The organism is Micromonospora sp. NPDC023869 (assembly GCF_055559695.1).
In genome coordinates, this window is sequence record NZ_JBVHKD010000009.1 from 220,858 (window position 1) to 241,604 (window position 20,747).

A 20,747-nucleotide genomic window follows, 5' to 3' on the forward strand; every position below is an offset into this window, starting at 1 on the left:
CCGCCCGGGCGCGACGGCGGCGTCCGTTAACCCTCCCTTAGCCTTCCCCGAAGGTCGCCCCAACCCGCGATCAGGGATAGTCGGGTGATGGGACGTCGCACGCTCCTCGCCGTCGCCGGGTGGCTGGCCACCGCGGTGGTCGCCACGCTGATCGGAGTCGCCGCCATCCGGCTGGTGGGGGAGAGCCTCACCAGTACGCCGGGCGGCGTCCGCAGCCAGGAGGAGATCGCCCGCGAGTTGGCCGCTCCGCCCCGGACGACCGGACCGACGACCGGTACGCCGGGCTCGACCGGCTCGCCGGACCCGGCGGCCACGGCTCCGGTGAGCCCGACCGCCTCCGCGAGTCCCACTCCGGACGCGTCCCACCGGCGCAGCTTCTCCAACCAGGGCGGCAGCGTGGTGGCCGAGTGCGTGCCGGGCGGGGTGTGGCTGGCGTCCTGGTCGCCGAAGCAGGGTTACTCGGTCGAGGACGTGGACCGGGGTCCGGACGACGACGCCGAGGTGAAGTTCGTCGGCCCGAGCGGCGAGCACGAGCTGTCGGTGCGGTGCCAGGCCGGCGTGCCGGTGCTGGACCTGGACGACGACTGACGACACCCTTCACTGTCGGAGCTCCGCCGCAGGTCAGAGGCATGATCAACATACCTACTGTCCGTGATCGGACAGCCTGTCGTGTGGCTACCGACGGGGAACGCGACATACGTTCGATGCACAAAGGGTGCTGATCGGTGCTGATCCTTCTTAGCCGCCCTAATCAACTCAACATGCCTCGGCCCCCCGGCCGGCTGGAGAGGAGCACAATGTCCAGCGCGAGAGCCAGGAGCAGTCGGGCGGCCCAGCCGGCGCCGGGAGAGGAGACCACGGCCCGCGCCGACGCCGCGCACACCACCTGCGGCGGCGCCGGCATGCCGTCCACGTCGAGGGTGCTGTTCGCCGTGGTCAGCGCGAACGGCGTCCTGGTCCGGGGGATGGGCGCCGCCACGGCCGACCGGCTGAGCACCGGGATGTACCAGGTGGTCTTCGACCAGGACGTGACCGCCGCCGGGTGTGTCGGCACGGTGGGTCTGTCGGGCAGCGCGGGGCTGGCGCCGTCCGGCCAGATCGCGGTCGCCGGGCGTACCGGCATCCCGAATGCGGTCTTCGTGACCACCTTCGACAGCGCCGGGGCCTCGGCCGACCGGCCGTTCCACCTGGCCGTCCTGGCCTAGCCGCCCGGGCGGGCGCGGTCCGGACACGAGCGCACGGCGCCGTTCGATCCCCGAGGACCCGAACGTCGCCGCGCTCAGCCGTCTCCCGCCACCGCAGCCCGTACGGCGGTACGTCGGCGGGGACCTGGCATGGCCGACCAGTGCCGGCCGGTCCTGTCGATCCCCGTTCGGCGTGCCGCCAAACCCTCATATCGTGCGCAATTCCACTATCTGCAAGTCCCGGCGTGGGGCGGGTCGTAACGGGGTATGTGCCGGGCATGGAGCACTTCACTATCGCCACGGTCGCCGAGAAGAGCCCGGACTTCCGGCGCGTGCTGTGGACCGGGAAGCACACCCAACTGGTGATCATGACGATCCCGGCGGGCGGTGAGATCGGCGAGGAGGTCCACGAGGACATCGACCAGATCCTCACCTTCGTCAGCGGCACCGGCGAGGCCCGGGTGGCCGGCGAGAAGCGCGAGGTCGTGCAGGGCGACCTCGTGGTGGTGCCGGCCGGGACGAAGCACAACTTCGTCAACACCGGACCGAACCCGTTGGTGCTCTACACCGTCTACGGGCCGCCGGAGCACGCCGACCAGGCGGTGCACAAGACCAAGGAGGAGGCCGACGAGGCCGAGGCCGCGGGCGAGGACGAGCCGCCGACCTCCTGACCCGTCCCGCCGGCCCGGGCGTCCGGGCCGGCGTGATGTGGTCGAGGATCCGGGTACGCGCAGCGGATGGTGCAGCCGCCGATCTCCGACTACGCGTTCCTCTCCGACTGTCGATCGGGGGCGCTGGTCGGGCGGGACGGCTCCGTCGACTGGTGGTGCCCGAACAGGTTCGACTCACCCGCCGTCTTCGCGCGGCTGCTCGACTCCGACGGCGGTCACTGGCGGCTCGCGCCGGTCGCCGCCGGCCGCGCCGGGCACCGGGTGCAGCGGGCGTACCGACCGGACACGCTGGTGCTGCGGACCGTGCACCAGACCCCGGAGGGCAGCGTCGCGGTCACCGACGCGCTCGCCGCCGAGGCCGGTGCCCGGGGCCACGAACTCGGCCTGCGGTCGCCGGCCGTGCTGCTGCGCGTCGTGGAAGGGCTCTCCGGCCGGGTACGGATGGCGCTCGACTTCCGACCCCGACCGGAGTACAGCCTGCTCACGCCCTACCTGCACGAGTTGGACGACGGCGGGGTGCGGGCCGTCGCCGGGCCGGCCGAGCTGACGCTGCGGTGTGCCGGGATGCGGCTCACGGCCGACCACGACCGGGTGCACCACGTCTTCGAGGTCGACGAGGGGCAGGTGCTCGGCTTCGAGGTCGCGTACGCCCCCGCCTACGGCGACCGGCCGCCCGCGTCGGACCCGGTCCGACGGCTGACGGACACCGTGCAGACCTGGCGCTCCTTCCGCGACACGCACCACTACGACGGTCGGTACCCGGACCTGGTCCGACAGAGTTCGACCGTGCTCATCGGCCTCACGTACGCCCGCAGTGGCGCGGTCGTCGCGGCACCGACCACGTCGCTGCCGGAACGCGTCGGCGGTGACCGCAACTACGACTACCGCTTCTCCTGGCTGCGCGACTTCGCGATGACGATGCGCGCGCTGTGGGTGGCGGCCTGCCCCACCGAGGCGTCCCGCCTGTTCGACTGGGCGGCCCGCTCGATCGGCCGGATCGGTGCCGATCCGGTGCCGGTGCTGTTCGGTCTCGAAGGGGAGCGGGACGTCTCCGAGCACCACTGCCCCGGCCTGGCCGGCTACGCGGGCAGCGCCCCGGTACGCATCGGCAACGACGCCTGGCGGCAGCGCCAACTCGACGTGCCCGGCGAGATGGTGTCGGCGGTGTGGCGTCTGCGCGACTACCTCGGCGAGCCGTTCGGCACCGAGGTACGGGAGATGGTGCTCGGCCTGACCGAACAGGTGGCCGCCACCTGGCACCTGCCGGACCGGGGCATGTGGGAGACCCGGGACAGCGACCGGCACTACGTGGCCTCGAAGGCGCTCTGCTGGGTGGCGATGGACAAGGCGGTACGGCTGGCACCGCACCTCGGCGAGCGGGCCGACCCCCGGCGCTGGGCGGGCGTCCGGGACGAGATCCGCGCCACCGTGCTCCGCGAGGGCTTCAGCCGGGAGCGGGGCGTCTTCACCGGCGCGTTCGGCTCACCCGACCTCGACGCCGCGGTGCTGTACCTGCCGGTGGTGGGCTTCCTACCGGCCACCGACCCCCGGATGCGCGCGACCATCGCCGCCGTCGAGCGGGAACTCGGTGGCGAGGGTGGCCTGATCCGCCGCTGGGACACCGACCCGGCCGGCTTCCTGCTCTGCTCGTTCTGGCTGGTGGAGTGCCTGGCGATGGCCGGCGAGCAGGAGCGGGCCGCCCGGCTGTTCGAACAGGTGGCCGGGCACGCCAACGACGTCGGCCTGCTCAGCGAACAGATCGACCTGACCACCGGCGCGCAGCTCGGCAACACCCCGCAGGCGTTGTCGCACATCGGCCTGGTCAACGCCGCCTGGCGATTGACCGACCCGGCCGCCGAGTGACCGCACGGGTCGTCAGGCGGGCAGCAGCGGTACGCCGCTCACGTCCACCGTCTCCGGGTACTTCAGGCCCGCCCCGGTGTTGAGCACCACCACCCGCTCACCCGCGCGGATCCAGCCACCGGCACGCAACCTGCGGACGGCGGTCAGGCAGGCCGCGCCCTCCGGGCAGAGCAGCAGCCCCTCACGCGCCGCGAAGTCCCGCAGGTCGGCGAGGATCTCGGCGTCGTCCACCGCGATCGCGGTCCCGGCGGTGGCCCGCAACGCGGCCAGGATCAACTCGTCGCCGAGCGGTGCCGGCACGGTGATGCCGAACGCCACCGTGTGCGCGTCCACCCACGGCTGCGCCCGGTCCTCGCCGGCCGCGAACGCGCGCACGATCGGCGCGCAGCCGGTGGACTGCACCGCCACCAGCCGGGGCAGCTTGTCCTCGACCCAGCCCAACTCGCGCAGCTCACCGAGCGCCTTGTGGATTCCGATCAGCCCCACCCCGCCGCCGGTCGGATAGACGATCACGTCGGGCACCTGCCAGCCCAACTGCTCGACGATCTCGTACCCCATCGTCTTCTTGCCTTCGAGGCGGTACGGCTCGCGCAGCGTACCGGCGTCGAAGATCGAACCGCCCGAGGCCGCGACGAGCGCGGCGACCTGCCGCCCGGCGTCGCCGATCAGCCCGTCGACCAGGCGCAGGTCCGCCCCGGCGGCCACGCACTCGCGTCGGCAGATGGTCGGCGCGGACAGCGGCATGGCGATCGTTGCGCCCATCCCGGCGCGGGCCGCGTAGGTGGCCCAGGCGGCGCCCGCGTTGCCGTTGGTCGGCATGGCGATCCGCCGCACCCCCAGCTCCCGGGCCCGACTCACCCCCACCGCCGCGCCACGTGCCTTGAACGAGCCGGTCGGGGTCAACCCCTCGTCCTTGACCAGCAACTCGTCCACACCGATCTCCGCGCCGTACGCCGGGGCACGCAGCATCGGCGTCCAGCCCTCACCGAGCGTGGTGACGAACGCCGGGTCCGCCACCGGCAGCAGTTCCCGGTAACGCCACAGGTCGGCCGGGCGCAGCCCGAACCGTTCCGGCTCGACCGTCCGCCGCACCGCCGCCAGGTCGTAGCGGGCCAGCAGCGGCGAGCCGCACGCGCAGAGGTTCTGCGGTACGCCGGCGTCGTGCTCGGTGCCGCAGCGCGGGCACTCCAGGTGGGTCAGGTGCACGAGAGGTCCCCTCAGCTCGCGTCGACGCTGCGCCACGCCGGGCTGCGTCGTCCGGGCTCGTAGCCGGAGTCCAGCCGCTTCGCCACGACCCCGGGCAACCCCTGCTCACGGGCGGTGCGCAGGGCCTCGGCGCCGGTGCCGGGGAACCACGGCGGAGTCTGCCAGTGCGGCCCGGCAAGCGCCAGACCGTCGAGCAACTCCCGGCGTTGCGGATAGGGCAGGTCGAGGCTGCTCACGCCCTCCAGCCAGAGCAGGTCGACCAGCAGGTACTGGGCGTCGGTGGTGCTCCGGCCACCCCGGGCCGGTCGGACCCGACCGGCCCTGTCGATGCGGACCAGGACGCCGTCGAGCACCGCCTCGGTCGGCGCCAGCGCCTCGGCCATCGGGCGCAGCCAGGGGTACCCGCCGGTGATCTCCGTACCGTCCTCGGCGAGCAGCCGCAACCGCCCGCCCGAGACGTACGCCGTCGCGCGTATCCCGTCCCAGCGCAACTCGTACCCCCAGTCGGCCTGGTCGGCGGGAAGCCGGCGGGCCGGTGTGGGGCGCATCGGCGCGACCTGCTCGGGCATGCTGGTCCAGCCGGGCGGCGGCGGGTCGGTGCGCCGCACCATCCAGTCCCGTCCGTCGCGGCCACCGGCGGCGAACAGCACGTACCGTCCGGTGGTGCGCCGCCCGCGCAGCCGCACCACCACCTCGCGCTCCTGCCACTTCTCGCAGCGGTAGGTGCCCCGGTCATGGATGATCATGCGTCCGCCGCCGTACTCGCCGGCCGGGATCTCACCGTCGAAGTCCAGGTACTCCATCGGGTGGTCCTCGGTGTGCACGGCGAGATGGTTGCGGCCCGGCTCGCGGGGCAGCCCGCGCGGCACCGCCCAGGAGGCGAGCACCCCGTCGTGCTCCAGCCGCAGGTCCCAGTGCAGGCTGCGGGCGTGATGCTGCTGGATGACGAAGCGGCCCCGGTCCGCACCGACCCGGCCGGTCCCGGTCGCCGGCACCGGTTCCGGGGTACGCGTCGCGTCGCGCTTGCGCCGGTACTCCTCCAGCCGGTCAGCCACGATGACATTCTCCGGCAAACCGGGCCGGCGTGCCCGGGTCCGGGAATGGCGGCGACGATCAGGGGTAGAACGGTCGGTATGGACCACGTCGACCAGCCCACCGCCGTCCTACCCGGTGACGTCCGAATCCCCCTGCTCGGCTTCGGCACCTGGCAGGCCACCGGCGAGACCGGCTACCAGGCCGTGCTCGCCGCGCTGGACGCGGGCTACCGGCACATCGACACCGCCACCATGTACGGCAACGAGGAGGAGGTCGGCCGCGCCGTCCGGGAGAGCGGGCTGCGTCGCGAGGACGTTTTCATCACCACCAAACTGCCGCCGGAGCAGGTCGGCCGGGAACGCGAGACGATCGAGGCGAGCCTGCGCGCGCTCGGCCTCGACTACGTCGACCTGTGGCTGCTGCACTGGCCGCCGAGCGATCCCGGCGACCTGATCCCCGCCTGGCGGGAGATGCTCGCCGCGCGGGACGAGAACCTGGCCCGCGCGGTCGGCGTGAGCAACTTCAGCACCCCGCAGATCGACGAGCTGATCCAGGCCACCGAGGAGAACCCGGCGGTCAACCAGATCAAGTGGAGCCCCCGGCTGTACGACCGGCAGCGGCACACCGAGCACCGCGACCGGGGCGTGGTGCTGGAGGGTTACAGCCCGTTCAAGGCCAGCGACCTGTCGGACCCGGTGCTGACCCGGATCGCCGGCGCGCACAACGTCTCGCCAGCCCAGGTGGTGCTGCGCTGGCACCTCGACCACGAGATCGTCGCGATCCCCAAGTCGGTGACTCCGGACCGGATCCGGGCCAACGCCGACGTCTTCGGCTTCTCCCTGAACGCCGAGGAGATGCGTGACATCGACGCCCTCGGCACCCCCTAGCTCCGCACCCGTATGTAAGGAAGGGTCCCCTGCTAACGCCTCGTGCATAGCAGGGGACCCCTTTTAACATCAGGATCAGTGCGTGCCCGGGTCGCCGCGTTCCCAGCGGTGCAGCACGAGGCGGCGTCGGCCCTCGTCGACGACGACCGGCTCACCCCCGGTCGGCCGATAACCCACCGCTCTGGCGGTGGCCATACTCGCCGCGTTGTCCGCCTCGATCTCCAGGTACGTCGTGGGCACGCCCGGGAGCGAGTCGGCGTACGCGGTCACCAGCCGCAACGCCCGGGCGGCCAGTCGCTCGCCCCGATAGGGCGGCCCGACCGCGTACCCGATGCCACCGGTGACCAGGTTGAGCGTCACCTCACCCCGGGCCAGGTCGTCGGCGCCGGTGACGGCCAGGTACAGCCGCTCCTGCGAAGCGCGCGTCCTCGCCAGGTACGCCTCGGCCGCGGCCCGGTCGAACGGCGCGGCCACCGGCAGCCGGTGGGCCATCTCCGGATGGTCGAAGATCACGACGAGCTGGGGCAGGTCGCGTTCCGCCCACGGGCGCAGCACGAGCCCGTCACCGTCGAGGCGTATCTGCACAGTCGTCCTCCCGCCGGCCTGATCATGTTAGGAAGGGTCCCCTCCTATGCACGAGGCGTTAGGAGGGGACCCTTCCTTTCACAAAGTCAGGAGCGGGTGCAGGTGGCGCCGTTGAGGGTGAAGTTGGTGGGGGAGGAGTACGACCCGCTCAGTGAGCCCTGGTAGCCGAAGCTGGCCGTGGCGCCGGGCGCGAGCGTGCCGTTCCAGTTGATGTTCCGCGCGGTCACCGAGGACCCGCTCTGGCTCACCGTGGCGTTCCACGAGCTGGTGATCTGCTGTCCGGAGGGCAGCGAGTACGCCAGCGTCCAGCCGTTGACGGTGCTCGACCCGGTGTTGGTGATCTGCACGTCGGCGGTGAAGCCGTTGTTCCACGAGTTGGCGGTGTACTTGACCGCGCACGCGCCGCTGCCCGAGGGCGGCGGGGTGGTGGTGGGCGGCGGGTTGGTGCCGCCGCCGTTGACCGAGGCCGAGAAGTTGGTCACGGCCAGGCCGGCGCCGCCCTGCCAGGGTTCGAAGCCGGCCTGGATGCTGGTCAGGTACCAGGAATTGGTGATCGCGCCCCGGTTGCGGGTGTCGTTGATGAAGGCCAGCAGGTTGAGGTTCGCGCTGCTGATCGCCGACGGCGACAGGTACGAGATGACGTTGTTGGAGCCGTTGCTGCCCCGCCAGACCTCCCAGTTCCGACCGTCGATGTTCGCGTTGCCGACGGGGGAGCCGATGGGCTGGATGGAGCCCTGCCGGTTGAGCCAGATCATGATCTCCATCTGGTTCACGCCGTCGCGCTTGGGCGACGGGTCGAGCCAGATGTCGTACGAGGCGTTGTAGGTGGCCCCGCTGACGTACCGGTAGTTGATGCTGCTGCTCGCGCTGCTGATCTGGCTGACCTGGATGGGCAGGTTGGTGCCGGGGGAGCAGTTGGTGTAATGGCAACCGACGAAGACCGACGGGTACGCGGTGGGAGCGCCGTTGGTCGGGCTGCTGCCGTTCTGGGTTCTGATCTCGAAGCCGCTGCTGGTCACGTTGATGCACTGCTCGGCAGTGGTGCCCCAACGGTTGTTCTGCACCACGTAGCGGTTCTGGATCACCGTGCTGCCGTACTGCTCGCAGATCAGGGTGTCGGCGGAGGCGGTGCCGCCGAGGGCCACGGCGATGGTGGAGCCGGCGGCGAGCAGGCCGACGGCCGTGATGGCCCGCAGGATACGTCTCATGATGCTCCTTGCGCTGCGGCGTCGGGGACGCCGGGACGGTGTGCGAGTGGAGCGGTGGGAAGGTGCTCGCCGCCGGGGGTGGGGCTTCGGGAGCGCTCCCATGTGCTCATCGTCACATTTACATACATGAAACAACGGGCGCAACTGGCCGGGGTTATTGAGAGGAATTATGACGTGTGTCACGTACGCGCCGATCGGTCACTCGGAGACCCCCGGCCGGGCGGTGGGCAGCGCCGACGGGAGGTGGGTCGACGCCGTGGGATGTCCGTCGTGGGCTAATTGCCTCTGGCGTGCACCGATTGCGCCGAGTAGTGTCTTGCCTCCAACGCGTGCCGACCCTCCGGAGGCGTACAACCCCATGCGTAGCTCCCCCCTGCGCATTCTCGTCGTCGGCGCGGGCATCGCCGGTCTGGCCGTGGCCCGGGCGCTGCGCCTGGCGGGCTTCCGGCCCGACGTGACCGACAAGGCACCCCCGGGCGAACTCGCCGACGCCGGTCTCTACCTGCCGGGCAACGCCGCCCGCGCGCTGCGCCGCCTCGACCTGGACGACCCGGTACGCCCCTACGGGCAGGTCATCCACCGTCAGCGCTTCCTGGACGCAGGCGGCGTACCGCTGTGCGAGGTCGACCTCGACACGCTCTGGGCCGGCGTCGGCGAGTGCCGTGCCATGCCCCGCGCCGACCTGCACCGGGTCCTGCTCAGCGGAGCCGGTGGCGCGGTCCGGCACGGTGCCGAGGTCCGCACCATCGACCTGCTGACCAACACCGTCGGCGTCACCTTCGTCGACGGCACCCAAACCGAGTACGACCTGGTCATCGGCGCCGACGGTCCGCGTTCCTCGATCCGGGCGCTGGCCGCGCTCGGCGGCCCGCCCCGCCCCGCCGGTCAGGTGGTCTATCGGGGCGTGGTGCGCGACGGGCCGACGGTGCGGGACTGGACCGCGCTGCTCGGTCAACGCAGCGGGATCCTGGTGGTGCCGATCGGCGCCGGACGGCTGCACTGCTACGCGGACGAGACCGGCTCCGCGCCGCCGGCCGACCCGAGGGCCCGGTTGCGTGAGCTGTTCGGCGACTACGGTGGCCCGGTCCCCGAGGTGCTCGACGCGCTCGGCACGGTGCACGCCAGCGTCACCGACGAGGTCGAACTCGGACGCTGGCACCGGGGTCGGGTGCTGCTGGTCGGTGACGCCGCCCACGCCACCGCGCCGACGCTGTCCCAGGGTGCCGCGATGGCGCTGGAGGATGCGGTGGTGCTCGCCGAGTCGCTGCGCGCCGCCGGGAGCGTCGAGGCGGCGCTGACCGCGTACGAGAGCCGCCGCCGGCCGCGTACCCGGTGGGTGCGGGACCGGACCCGGGACCGCAACCGCACCCGCGACGTGCCGCCGGCGCTCCGCGACCCGCTGCTACGCGGACGCGGCGACCGCATCTTCGGCGAGCATTACCGGTTGCTCCTCGGCCCGTTGTGATCCACGCCCGGTGACCCCACGCGGCGCTCTCACCTGCCGGGGACTATCCTCCTTGCGGATGACGGCCCGCAGAGACACGCGTGCCGAGCGGGACAACCCAGGAACCGGAGGCCCCTCGTGACCACCGTCGCACCGAAGCCGGTCGTGACCCGGCCCTGGCCGGTCCGGGAGCCGGTCAAGGGGTCGGCCATCGCGCGGCTGTTGCGGTCCACGGACGCGAAGCAAATCGGGATCATGTACATGGTCACCGCGTTCGTGTTCTTCATGATCGGTGGTCTGATGGCCCTGATCATGCGGGCCGAACTGGCCCGGCCCGGGCTGCAGTTCCTCTCGCCCGAGCAGTACAACCAGCTGTTCACCATGCACGGCACGATCATGTTGCTGTTCTTCGCGACGCCGATCGTGTTCGCCTTCGGCAACTACATCGTGCCGATCCAGATCGGCGCGCCGGACGTCTCGTTTCCGCGGCTGAACAGCTTCGCGTACTGGCTGTACCTGTTCGGTGGCACCATGGCCACCGCCGGCTTCCTGACCCCGGGCGGCGCGGCGGACTTCGGCTGGACGGCGTACACCCCGCTGAGCACCGTGGAGCACTCTCCCGGCGTCGGCGCCAACATGTGGGTGGTCGGTCTGGCCATCTCCGGTCTGGGCACCATCCTCGGCGCGGTCAACCTGATCACCACGATCCTGACCCTGCGCGCGCCCGGCATGACCATGTTCCGGATGCCGATCTTCACCTGGAACATGCTGGTCACCAGCCTCCTGGTGATCCTGGTCTTCCCGCTGCTGGCCGCCGCGCTGTTCGCGCTCGCTGCCGACCGGCTCCTCGGTGCCCACGTCTACAGCCCGGACACCGGCGGCCCGATGCTGTGGCAGCACCTGTTCTGGTTCTTCGGGCACCCCGAGGTGTACATCATCGCGTTGCCGTTCTTCGGCATCATCAGCGAGATCATCCCGGTCTTCTCCCGCAAGCCGATCTTCGGCTACAAGGGTCTGGTCGCCGCCACCATCGCCATCGCCGGCCTGTCGATGAGCGTCTGGGCGCACCACATGTTCGCCACCGGCCAGGTGCTGCTGCCCTTCTTCAGCTTCCTGAGCTACCTGATCGCCGTGCCGACCGGTATGAAGTTCTTCAACTGGATCGGCACCATGTGGCGCGGCCAGATCAGCTTCGAGACGCCGATGCTCTGGTCCGTCGGCTTCCTGGTCACCTTCCTCTTCGGTGGCCTGACCGGCGTGCTGCTGGCCGCCCCGCCGCTCGACTTCCACATGCACGACTCGTACTTCGTGGTGGCGCACTTCCACTACGTGCTCTTCGGCACGATCGTGTTCGCGGTGTTCGCCGGCATCTACTTCTGGTTCCCGAAGATGTTCGGCCGGATGCTGGACGAGCGGCTCGGCAAGATTCACTTCTGGCTGACCATGATCGGTTTCCACACCACGTTCCTGGTGCAGCACTGGCTCGGCAACGAGGGCATGCCCCGGCGGTACGCCGACTACCAGGCCATCGACGGTTTCACCACGCTGAACATGATCTCCACGATCGGCGCGTTCATCACCGGTATCTCCACGCTGCCGTTCATCTACAACTGCTGGAAGGCGTACAAGGCCGGTCCGGTGGTCGAGGTCGACGACCCGTGGGGCCACGGCAACTCGTTGGAGTGGGCGACCACCTCCCCGCCGCCGCTGCGCAACTTCGACCGGATGCCCCGGATCCGCTCCGAGCGTCCCGCCTTCGACGCCAAGTTCCCCGAGCTGGCCGCCGGGCAGAGCCTGGCCGGCCCGCCCGAGGGTGGCTCCAAGCCGCTCACCAGCGAGTCCGACGGCGGTGCCAGCTACCAGGAGGACACCTCCAGCGACATCGACCGCCGCTGACACCACCGCACGCACCACGACGGGCGTCACCCCACACCCGGGGTCGGCGCCCGTCGCCCTTTCTCCCCACCGGTCGCACGTCGTGTTGATCCCTGCCGTGGCCCGAGGGGGGTGATCGATGCGGGCGAGCCGGTGGCCGCGCAGATGCCTCGCTCGGCCCCGGCACCCGTCCAGGCGAGCCGACAGCGCCTGCAAGTTCCGCGTTGGCCCGCAAGTTCCGCGTTGGTCCGCAAGCTCGGTGCTGGCCCGCAATCCGCGCTCGGCGCTGGCCCCAAGCTCCGCGCTCGGCGCTGGCCCCAAGCTCCGGGCTGGCTAGCAGGCTCCGCGCGCTCGGCTCCAGGCTCCGCGCTCGGCGCTGGCTCGCCTTGCGCTGGTCTACTCCGCCGGAAACCTGATCGGCGCTGCCGGGCCCCGCTGCTGTGAGGCAGCAACTTCATGGATATTGCTGTCTCGGAGCGAGATGAGGCAGCAACATCCATGAAGTTGCTGCCTCGGTCAGGTGCCCTCGGTCAGGTGCCCTCGGTCAGGTGCCCTCGGTCAGGTGCCCTCGACCGTGGGCGCTCGACCGTGGGCCAGAGGCGTCGGCCGTCGGCTCGGTCAGGGCCAGTGCGAGGGGCCAGGAGTGACGGGCCAGGGGTGACGGGCCGGGCGGGTCGTGAGCAGTGGGGCCGGGGCGAGGGGGGAGGAGCCAAGGACGCGGCGGGTGCGGCGGTGATGCGGCGGCGGTGTCAGGAGGTGGTCGTGGAGAGGGCTGCTGCGGGTTCGTGGTCCGGGCCTGATCGGACCACGGCGATGGACCTCGGTGCAGACCCGGCGACGGTGACCTGTGTACCGGTCACAGGCGCGACGGAGAACCTTGCTGACGTCGTGTCGGCTGCGGCCGTGACGGCGACGGGCGTGGTCGTGGCGTCGGCGGGCAGGGAGGCAGGCGTCGCGGGCACGGGCAGGGGAGCGGTCCTGGCGTCGGCGGGCACGGAGGCAGGCGTCGCGAGCATGGAGGCGGGCGTCGCGGGCATGGAGGCGGGCGTCGCGGGCACGGAGGCGGGCGTCGCGGGCACGGAGGCGGGCGTCGCGGGCACGGGGAGGGGAGTCGCCGTGGTTCCGGCGGGGACGGCGGGCGGTGGGGTGTCGAGGGCAGCGCGGTCGGCGCGGCGGTGGCGTAGCTCGATCGGGAGGACCGCGAGGGCCACCAGGGTGCCGATCGCGCCGGTGACGGCGAATCCCCACAGCGGGGTGGAGGCGTCGATGACCGCTCCGGCCAGTGGGGCGCCGACGGCGATGCCGACGGTGACGGCCGAGCCGTGCAGACCCATGGCCTCGCCGCGTACCCCGGCGGGGGCGAGGCGGCTCACCGCGTCGGACGTGGCGGCGATGGTGGGCGCGCAGAGGGCTCCGGCCGGGATCAGGGCCAGGCAGAGCAGCCACCAGTGTGAGCCGCCCAGCCCGACGGGGATGGTGCACAGGCTCAGCGTGCCCAGCAACGCCACGGTGGAGAAGGAGCGGCGGGCGGCGCCGTACGCGAAACCGCCGGCCAGCGACGCCACCGCCCAGACGGCGAGGACCACGCCGGTGAACCCGGCGTCGCCGTTCTCGCGCAGGACCGCGATGACCGCCACGTCGGTGCCACCGAGTACGAGGGTCGCCGCGGTGCTGACGGCGAAGACGGCGATCAGTCGAGAGGTGAGCCACTGGCGTCGGGCGATCCTCGGCTGCGGGCCGGCGGCTGCCTCACCGGCGCTGCGGACCGGCGGGTTGAGCAGCCACAGCGCGATTCCGGCGGTGACGATTCCGGCGCCGACCAGGTAGAGCGTGAGGCGCGCGGAGATGGTGGTGACCCCGACCGTGGCGAGCGCCGGGCCGATCATGAACGACAGCTCGACGGACATCGAGTCGAGCGCGTACGCGGGGCGGCGCTTCTCCGGCGGCACCAGTGCGGCGACGGACTGCCGGATCACCGAGAAGATGGGCAGCGCGAGCAGGCCGGCCAGGAAGGCGGCCGGCAGCAGGAGCGGGTACGACAACTGTGGCGCGGTGGACCAGAAGACGGCTTCGGCGACGGTGGTGAGGACCAGGACGGGACGCAGCCCGTGGCGGTCCACCAGCCGGCCGAGCAGTGGGGCGCCGATCGCGGCACCGACGGTGATCGCGGCACCGGCCAGTCCGGCGGCGCCGTAGCCGCGCCCGAGATCCTGCACGACATAGAAGGTCAAGGTGACCCCGGTCGCCGTCAGTGGGATACGGGCCAGCACCGCGACCAGCAGCAACGACCGGAGACCGGGTAGGGCGAGCGCCTCCCGGTAAGGCTTCATGTTCACGTCGGTCCGTACCTCCGCCGGACATCCTCGACGGAGGGTGGTGCCGACGCCAGCGAATTAGCGGGTCATGCGTCCCTGATCACAGGGGCACCGTGCACGGTGATCCCGGCACCGTCGAAGGCACGCAACGCGACGTCGGTGGTGTCCGGCGCGACGGCTGCGGTCAGGTCCAGCAGCACGGTGGTGGCGAAGCCCTCGCGGGCGGCGTCCAGGGCGGTCGCGCGGACGCAGTGGTCGGTGGCGATGCCGACCACGTCGACCCGGTCCACCCCACGTCGACGAAGCCAGTCGGCCAGTCCCTCGCCGTCGGGGCCCTGCCCTTCGAAGCCGGAGTACGCGGCGGCGTACTCGCCCTTGTGGAAGACGGCCTCGATCCGGTCGGTGGCCAGCTCGGGGTGGAACTCGGAGCCCGGGGTGCCGACCACGCAGTGCCGGGGCCAGGTGCTGACGAAGTCGGGTGCGTCGGCGAAGTGGCTGCCCGGGTCGACGTGGTAGTCCTTCGTCGCCACCACGTGGTCCCAGCGGTCCGGCTCACCGGCCAGCAGCCGGGAGATCCCGGCGGCGACGCCGGCACCGCCCGCGACGGCCAGCGAACCGCCCTCGCAGAAGTCCTTCTGCACGTCGACGATGATCAGCGCGTTGCTCACCGACGCGCTCCTTTCACTCGGCGGGTACGACGGTGACCGGGATGGCCGGGTCGCCCGCGGAGAGCTTGAGGCCCTCCCACGGGATGGAGATCAGGCACTGGCGCAGGTGTTCACGCGACTCGTCCAGCGTCGGCAGCTCCACCGGCTCGCCGTCGGCCACGTACGACCGTTGCAGCAGCCGGTCGTTGGGGCGGCGGTCCGGCACGCCCTGCGGGACGACGATCTCCTCGGTGGCAGTGCCGGTGGGCTTGTGTCGGCGGACCGCGACCTTGCGTCCGCCGATGGTGGCCTTGTGCTCGGAGCGCTTGACGACCGGCCGCCCCTCGACCTCGACCAGCTTGTAGACCAGGCCGGCGGTGGGCGCGCCGGAGCCGGTGACCACGGCGGTGCCGGCACCGTACATGTCCACCGGCTCGGCGGCGAGCGAGGCGATGGCGTACTCGTCGAGGTCGCCGGAAACTATGATCTTCGTCTCGGTGGCACCGAGCGAGTCCAGCAGCTCGCGGGACTGCTGGGCGATCACCGCCAGATCGCCGGAGTCGATCCGGACCGCCCGCAGCTCCGGCCCGGCCACCTCGATCGCGTTCCGGATGCCCTGACTGATGTCGTACGTGTCGACCAGCAGCGTGGTGTCCTTGCCCAGCGTGGCGACCTGCGAGGCGAAGGCGGCCCGCTCGTCGTCGTGCAGCAGGGTGAACGCGTGCGCGGCGGTGCCCGCGGTGGGGATGCCGTAGCGCTGTCCGGCGGCGAGGTTGGAGGTGAACCGGAACCCGGCCAGGTACGCGGCGCGGGCCGCGGCGACGGCGGCCTCCTCGTGCGCCCGCCGGGAGCCCATCTCGATCAGGGCCCGGCCCCGGGCGGCGGTCACCATCCGGGCCGCGGCGGCGGCCACCGCGCAGTCGTGGTTGAGCACCGACAGCACCAGGGTCTCCAGCACCACGCACTCGGCGAAGCCGCCGGAGACGGTGAGGATGGGGGAGCCGGGGAAGAAGAGGTCGCCCTCGGGGTATCCGTCGATGTCGCCGGTGAACCGGTAGTCGGCGAGCCAGGCGGCACCCTGCTCGTCGACCACGCCGGTGCGGCGCAGGAAGTCCAGGTCGGCCGGGTCGAAGCGGAACTCGCGGAGCATCTCCACCAGCCGGGCGGTGCCGGCGACCACGCCGTACCGGCGGCCGATCGGCAGCCGCCGGCTGAACACCTCGAAGACGCAGCGGCGGTCCGCCGTGCCGTCGCGCAGGGCGGCACTGACCATGGTCAGCTCGTAGTGGTCCGTCAGCAGAGCGGGACGAAGGCTGTGCACAGCCCCAGCCTAGGGTTCAGGTGGTAGCCGTGCCGTCGTGGCCCGGGATCGTCCGCAACGCCGCCCTCAGTTCGACCCGCCCGGTCACCCCGAGCTTGGTGTAGATCCGCTGGAGGTGGTTCTCCACCGTCCGTGCGGAGAGAAACAGCTGCTCAGCGATGGAGCGGCTGGTCTCACCGTGGGCCGCCAGCCGGGCCACCTGCCACTCCCGGTCGCTCAGTGTCGGCGTGGCCGCGCGCAGCGCCGGAGTGTGCACCATGTCACAGCAGCCGAGCATCACCGCGAGTCGCTCGCCGGCACGGGCGAGCTGCGGCGAGCGACGTTGGCGCAGCAGGTGCACCGCCTCGGCGGCGGCCTCCGCGGCCGGCAGCGCCAACCCCAGGTCCAGGAAACCGTCGGCGGCGGCGAGCAACTGCTCGGGGGAACTCTCCGCCGCGGCGCGGGCGTGCCGGGCCAGAAGCGGAGGCAGGTTGCCGTCGACCTGCTCGGAGAGTTCCGTCAGCCGCTGGGCGACCGTGCGACGGCTGCCGTCGGAGCAGGTCGGGCCGGTCGGCGCGGTGGCCTCGCCGAGGCGTACCAGATCGTGCAGCACCAGGGTCTCGTGTCCGGCGAAGCCGTCCACCCGCAGCCGGTCGACCAGCCCGTGCAGGTGCGCCGTCGCGCCGGCCAGGTCACCGCCGGCCGCGAACGTCGCCGCCCGGGCCTGTTCCAGCCACGGGTACAGCACCGCCATGCTCGGCGCGTGGATGCGGTCCGCCTCGGCCATCGCCTCGGCGGCCTGCCGGGCGTCGCCGCGCAACGCGGCGGCCTGCGCGCGTTCGGACTGGGCGAGACCGGCGTAGACCCGGCTGGTCGCCAGCACCGCGCAGGCGCCGAGCGCGGCCTGCAACGCCGCGTCGCTGCGCCCGCGCAGCCGGGCCGCGTACGCGCGCAGGATCGCCAGGTACCCGCTGCCCAGCCGGAAGTCGCCCGCGTCGGCCAGGTCGGCGAACTCGTCGGCGACCAGGGCGTCGATGCCGGACAGGTCGCCGGAGAGCGCCAACCGGGTGCCCCGGGCCAGCTCGACGGCGAGCTGGAGGTACGGCATGTCCGCCCGCCAACTGGCCACCTTCGCCTGCACGAGGTCGACGGCGGTGGCGCTGCGGCACAGTTGGCCCTGCACCGCCTGGAGGTGGGCGATGGCGCACCGGGCCAGTTCCCGTGCGGCGATGCTGGCGGCCGGCCGGTCCAGCACGTTCTGGGCGAGCCGCAGCGCGGTCGGCGCGTCCAGCCGGTGCAGACGCATGATCGCCTCGAAGGAGCGCACCCGGGCCTGGGCGGCGTGGTCCTTCAGGTCGCCGCCGCGCTTGGCGATCTCCTCCACCGTCGAGTGCTGACTGAGTCCCCAGTAGCTGACCATGCCGCGGACCGTCAGCCACCGGCTGAGCCGTTCCTCGTCACCGGTGTCGGTGGCGACGGCGTCGAGCACGCCGAGCGCCTCGGCCGGGCGGTCGGCGAACATCAGGATGGTGGCCAGCAGCTCGGCCGCGTCGAACCCGCCGTCGGCGTCGAGCGCGGCCCGCGCCAACCGGGTCGCCAGCGGTACGTCGTAGCGCGCGAACGCCTGACCGGCCGCGTCGACGAGCATCGCCGGATCCTGCGCGGTGCCGGAGTCCAGTCGCCACACGGCGACCCGCAGCAGGTCCTCCCGGCGTCGCTTGCCGACACCCTCCAACAGCTCGGCGAGGTGTGCCTGCAATCGGCGGGTCCGGCTGACCGGGCACTGCCGGCGCACCACCTCGCCGTAGAGCGGGTGGGCCAGGCGTACGTCGACCCGCCGGTCGGAGGGGGCCACGGTGATCAGACCGCGTTCCTCGGCGGTCTCCACATCGGCCTGTTCCGCCGCTCGATAGAGCAGCCGCAGGCCGAGCGGCTCGCCGAACGCGACCAGCTCGACGACGGTGCGTACGCCGGGGGTGAGCTGGTTGATCCGGATGTCGATCAGCTCGGTCAGGTTGGGTGCCAGCTCCAGCCGGCCGGTCCAGGTCCAGACGCCGTACTTCGTGCTGGACTCGCCGCTGTTGGTGACGGCGTGCACCAGTTCGCGCAGCAGCAGCGGGTTACCGGAGCTGAGTCGGCCGAGCCGTTCGGACGAGGCGTGGTCGACCTGACAGCCCAGGATCTCCCGGAGCAGTCGGGCGGTCTCCGCCGGTGGCAGCGGGCTCACCTCGGCGTGGTCGACCAGCCCGTCCGTCCACAGTGCCCGGATCGGCAGTGGGATCTGTTCGCCGTCGCGCAGGGTGCCCACCACGGAGGCGTTCTCGGAGCGGGCGACCAGGTGCACGAGCGCGGCCGACGGCGGGTCGAGCAGGTGCGCGTCGTCGACGGCGAGCACGATCCGTCGGCCCGCGGCCTGCTGCTGCAACACGTCCACGGCCCAGCGCAGGATGCCGGCCGGGGAGAGCCCCTGTGGTTGTTCGACGGGAAGCACCTGCACCAGGCCGCCGAACTGCACCGCCTGGGTGGTGGCGCTGGCCGCGATCCACCAGACCGCGTACTCCTCGACGGGAAGCGCGTCGACGCCCTCCCGGAGCAGACGGCTCTTGCCGATACCCGGGCTTCCGGCGAAGAATATGCCTCGCCGGCCCTGGGCGCCGGTCACCGCCGCCTGCAGACGGTCGAGTTCCGCCGTGCGGCCCACGAACTTCCACCGACTCATTCGCGCAGCATATCGATGGAACTGTGCCCCGGCCGGTAGCCCGAGCGGATGAAGTTGAGTAGTCGCGGAGTTACCCCAGAGTACTTTCGTTTGTCCCATTGCCGACGCCCACGCCCGTACTCTTCCGAAATCCGGGTTCGTCGCCGGATGTTCACCGCGACCGGCTCTGCCGGCCGCCCAGCCTCGGAGGCTGCCGCCTGATGAAGCCGGGCCCTCTCCACGACCTCGGTACGCCCGACGATGCGACCGGGCCGCCGGGTCACCGCCCGTTCCCCGATCGGCTCGGCGTGACCGTCGATCCGCGTGAGCCCCTCGGCGTGGTCGCCGTGGGCCCGGCCGGTGCCGGCCGGGCGAACGTACTGGCCGCCCTGCTGGACCTCGATGCCGGGATGCTCACCGTGCCGGCCGGAAGTTGGTTGGTGGTACGCCACGCGACCGGGGCGAGCCGGTCCGCCTACGTGCCCGGCTTCCGGGCACCGTTCTCATACCGCACGGACCTGCCGGAGGTCGGGCCGGCGCTGGCCCGGCCGCCCCGCCGGGTCGAGCTGAGTCTGCCCGAGCCGCTGCTCAAGCACTACCGCCTCGTCGACACGCCGGACCTCTCGTCGCTCGGTCGGGCCGGCACCGGGGTCGTACTCGACGCCGCCGGCCGGGCCGGCGCGCTGCTGTTCGTGATCGCCGCGAACCAGTCCTTCAGCGCCGCCGAGCTGCACCTGCTCGCCGAGGTCGTGGACAGCCCGGTCCAGGTCTTCTTCGCGGTCACGCCGGGCGCGAGCGGCTGGACGTCGCCGGAGCCGGCCGAGGCGCCCGACGGTACGGTGGTGGATCCGATCACGGTCATCGTCGAGGCGCACCGGGCCGCGTTGCTCGCCGCCGTGCCCGGGCTGGCCGAGGCTCGCTGGTTCCCGATCGTCGAGGGCGACGCGCTGGCCCTGCGGCGGGCGCTGGTCGGGTGGGCCTCCGACGAGGGACTGGAACGCTCCAGCCTCGATCCGCCGGATGTGCCCGGCCTGCACGGCCGGGTGCCGGTGCTGCCGGAGCCGGGCGAGTGGTCCGAACGACTCGACCGCCAGGTGGGGTCCGCAGGCCGGCGCATCCGTCAACATCTGGCGCTGGAACTGGCGAACCTGCACCTGCGGGTGGTGCAGGAGATCGTCTTCGGCACCGGTTGCGCCGGTCTGCCGCAGTTGCTCGACCGGGAGATGGAGGCGCTGTCCCTGCTCGCCACCGTGCAGTGCGACCACGCCGTGCGGGAACTGGTCGAGGACATCGGCGGTCGACTCTTCGGCGCGCCGCTGCCGGAAGGGGTTCGTCGCCGCATCACCAAGGCGGTCCGGTGGGGGGTGCCCGACCACGTCACCGGCCCGGAGCTGGAGCGGGTGTTGTTGGTCACCAGCACCGCGGGCGTGGCGTCGCTGACCGACCCCGCCGCGATCGACGCGCTGGCGGCGTACCCCACCGTGCCGCGGACCGAGGTCCTGCCGCCGGTCGCGGTGTCGCTGGCGGGTGGCTGCTGGCAACACTGGCGTACGCCCGCAAACGCCGACCAGAGCGCCGCACGGGCCTGGTCCCAGCGGGCGCTGCGGGAGATCGAGCTGGAGTTGTCCCGGGAGATCTCGCGCCGGTTCGAGGCGGTCCGTCTCTCGCTCGGCATGGTGCTGTCCGATGCAGCCGAACACGGCATCCTGCTCGCCTGACCGTCACGCGGCGTACCCCGGCGGTCCGGCCACCGGGGTGCCTGCGTGCGCGCTCAGGACGACCAGCCGTGGTCATCGGGCGGCGGTCGGTGGCGATCCCACCCGGTCCGG

The 20,747-nt window shown here is 72.0% G+C and carries 15 protein-coding genes and 1 pseudogene; 8 read left to right on the forward strand and 8 right to left on the reverse strand.

What is annotated here, in order from left to right; genetic code table 11:
* Positions 1 to 87: 87 nt before the first annotated feature.
* The 4 genes from ACZ31C_RS23950 to ACZ31C_RS23965 all read left to right on the forward strand — a co-directional run bounded on the left by ACZ31C_RS23950 (position 88) and on the right by ACZ31C_RS23965 (position 3,718).
* A complete protein-coding gene (locus tag ACZ31C_RS23950; RefSeq protein ID WP_465797161.1) occupies positions 88 to 588 on the forward strand; it encodes a septum formation initiator in 501 nt (166 codons plus the stop codon).
* Positions 589 to 797: 209 nt separating this feature from the next.
* Entirely contained in the window at positions 798 to 1,205 is a 408-nt protein-coding gene (locus ACZ31C_RS23955; RefSeq protein WP_465797162.1) for a hypothetical protein, read from the forward strand.
* Positions 1,206 to 1,462: 257 nt separating this feature from the next.
* Complete coding sequence (locus tag ACZ31C_RS23960) at positions 1,463 to 1,855, forward strand: cupin domain-containing protein (protein WP_396740207.1); 393 nt, start codon at positions 1,463 to 1,465, stop codon at positions 1,853 to 1,855.
* Positions 1,856 to 1,921: 66 nt separating this feature from the next.
* Positions 1,922 to 3,718 carry a glycoside hydrolase family 15 protein gene (locus ACZ31C_RS23965; RefSeq protein ID WP_465797163.1) on the forward strand — a complete coding sequence of 599 codons (1,797 nt, stop codon included), beginning with the start codon at positions 1,922 to 1,924 and terminating at the stop codon, positions 3,716 to 3,718.
* Between the two features lie 12 nt (positions 3,719 to 3,730).
* Here the strand turns inward: ACZ31C_RS23965 and ACZ31C_RS23970 are convergent, their stop codons facing one another.
* Both ACZ31C_RS23970 and ACZ31C_RS23975 read right to left on the reverse strand, forming a co-directional pair.
* A complete protein-coding gene (locus ACZ31C_RS23970; RefSeq protein WP_465797164.1) occupies positions 3,731 to 4,924 on the reverse strand; it encodes a threonine synthase in 1,194 nt (397 codons plus the stop codon).
* An 11-nt stretch (positions 4,925 to 4,935) separates the two neighbouring features.
* Entirely contained in the window at positions 4,936 to 5,979 is a 1,044-nt protein-coding gene (locus ACZ31C_RS23975; protein WP_465797165.1) for a DNA polymerase ligase N-terminal domain-containing protein, read from the reverse strand.
* A gap of 78 nt (positions 5,980 to 6,057) precedes the next feature.
* Here ACZ31C_RS23975 and ACZ31C_RS23980 point away from each other — a divergent pair, with 78 nt between their 5' ends.
* The gene (locus tag ACZ31C_RS23980; RefSeq protein WP_465797166.1) at positions 6,058 to 6,846 is read left to right on the forward strand and encodes an aldo/keto reductase; all 789 of its coding nucleotides are present in this window, start codon (positions 6,058 to 6,060) and stop codon (positions 6,844 to 6,846) included.
* A gap of 75 nt (positions 6,847 to 6,921) precedes the next feature.
* Here ACZ31C_RS23980 and ACZ31C_RS23985 read toward each other — a convergent pair whose 3' ends face one another.
* Both ACZ31C_RS23985 and ACZ31C_RS23990 read right to left on the reverse strand, forming a co-directional pair.
* Entirely contained in the window at positions 6,922 to 7,431 is a 510-nt protein-coding gene (locus tag ACZ31C_RS23985) for a GNAT family N-acetyltransferase (RefSeq protein WP_465797167.1), read from the reverse strand.
* Positions 7,432 to 7,517: 86 nt separating this feature from the next.
* Positions 7,518 to 8,639, reverse strand: coding sequence for a glycoside hydrolase family 12 protein (locus ACZ31C_RS23990; protein WP_465797168.1), 1,122 nt, complete (start codon positions 8,637 to 8,639; stop codon positions 7,518 to 7,520).
* A gap of 358 nt (positions 8,640 to 8,997) precedes the next feature.
* Here ACZ31C_RS23990 and ACZ31C_RS23995 point away from each other — a divergent pair, with 358 nt between their 5' ends.
* Positions 8,998 to 10,104 carry an FAD-dependent monooxygenase gene (locus ACZ31C_RS23995; RefSeq protein WP_465797169.1) on the forward strand — a complete coding sequence of 369 codons (1,107 nt, stop codon included), beginning with the start codon at positions 8,998 to 9,000 and terminating at the stop codon, positions 10,102 to 10,104.
* Between the two features lie 117 nt (positions 10,105 to 10,221).
* Complete coding sequence (ctaD, locus tag ACZ31C_RS24000; protein WP_131052077.1) at positions 10,222 to 11,979, forward strand: aa3-type cytochrome oxidase subunit I; 1,758 nt, start codon at positions 10,222 to 10,224, stop codon at positions 11,977 to 11,979.
* Between the two features lie 1,115 nt (positions 11,980 to 13,094).
* Here ctaD and ACZ31C_RS24005 read toward each other — a convergent pair.
* The 4 genes and pseudogenes from ACZ31C_RS24005 to ACZ31C_RS24020 all read right to left on the reverse strand — a co-directional run.
* Positions 13,095 to 14,288, reverse strand: a pseudogene (locus ACZ31C_RS24005) (MFS transporter); the annotation flags it as partial.
* Positions 14,289 to 14,359: 71 nt separating this feature from the next.
* The gene (locus tag ACZ31C_RS24010) at positions 14,360 to 14,941 is read right to left on the reverse strand and encodes an isochorismatase family protein (RefSeq protein WP_465797170.1); all 582 of its coding nucleotides are present in this window, start codon (positions 14,939 to 14,941) and stop codon (positions 14,360 to 14,362) included.
* Between the two features lie 13 nt (positions 14,942 to 14,954).
* Positions 14,955 to 16,241 (reverse strand): nicotinate phosphoribosyltransferase, encoded by a 1,287-nt coding sequence (locus ACZ31C_RS24015; RefSeq protein ID WP_465797171.1) that lies wholly within the window; start codon positions 16,239 to 16,241, stop codon positions 14,955 to 14,957.
* Between the two features lie 16 nt (positions 16,242 to 16,257).
* On the reverse strand, positions 16,258 to 18,939 hold the full coding sequence (locus tag ACZ31C_RS24020; protein ID WP_465797172.1) for a LuxR C-terminal-related transcriptional regulator: 2,682 nt from the start codon (positions 18,937 to 18,939) through the stop codon (positions 16,258 to 16,260).
* A gap of 200 nt (positions 18,940 to 19,139) precedes the next feature.
* Between ACZ31C_RS24020 and ACZ31C_RS24025 the strand changes: the two genes are divergently transcribed.
* Entirely contained in the window at positions 19,140 to 20,636 is a 1,497-nt protein-coding gene (locus tag ACZ31C_RS24025; RefSeq protein WP_465797173.1) for a P-loop NTPase family protein, read from the forward strand.
* Positions 20,637 to 20,747: the final 111 nt, after the last annotated feature.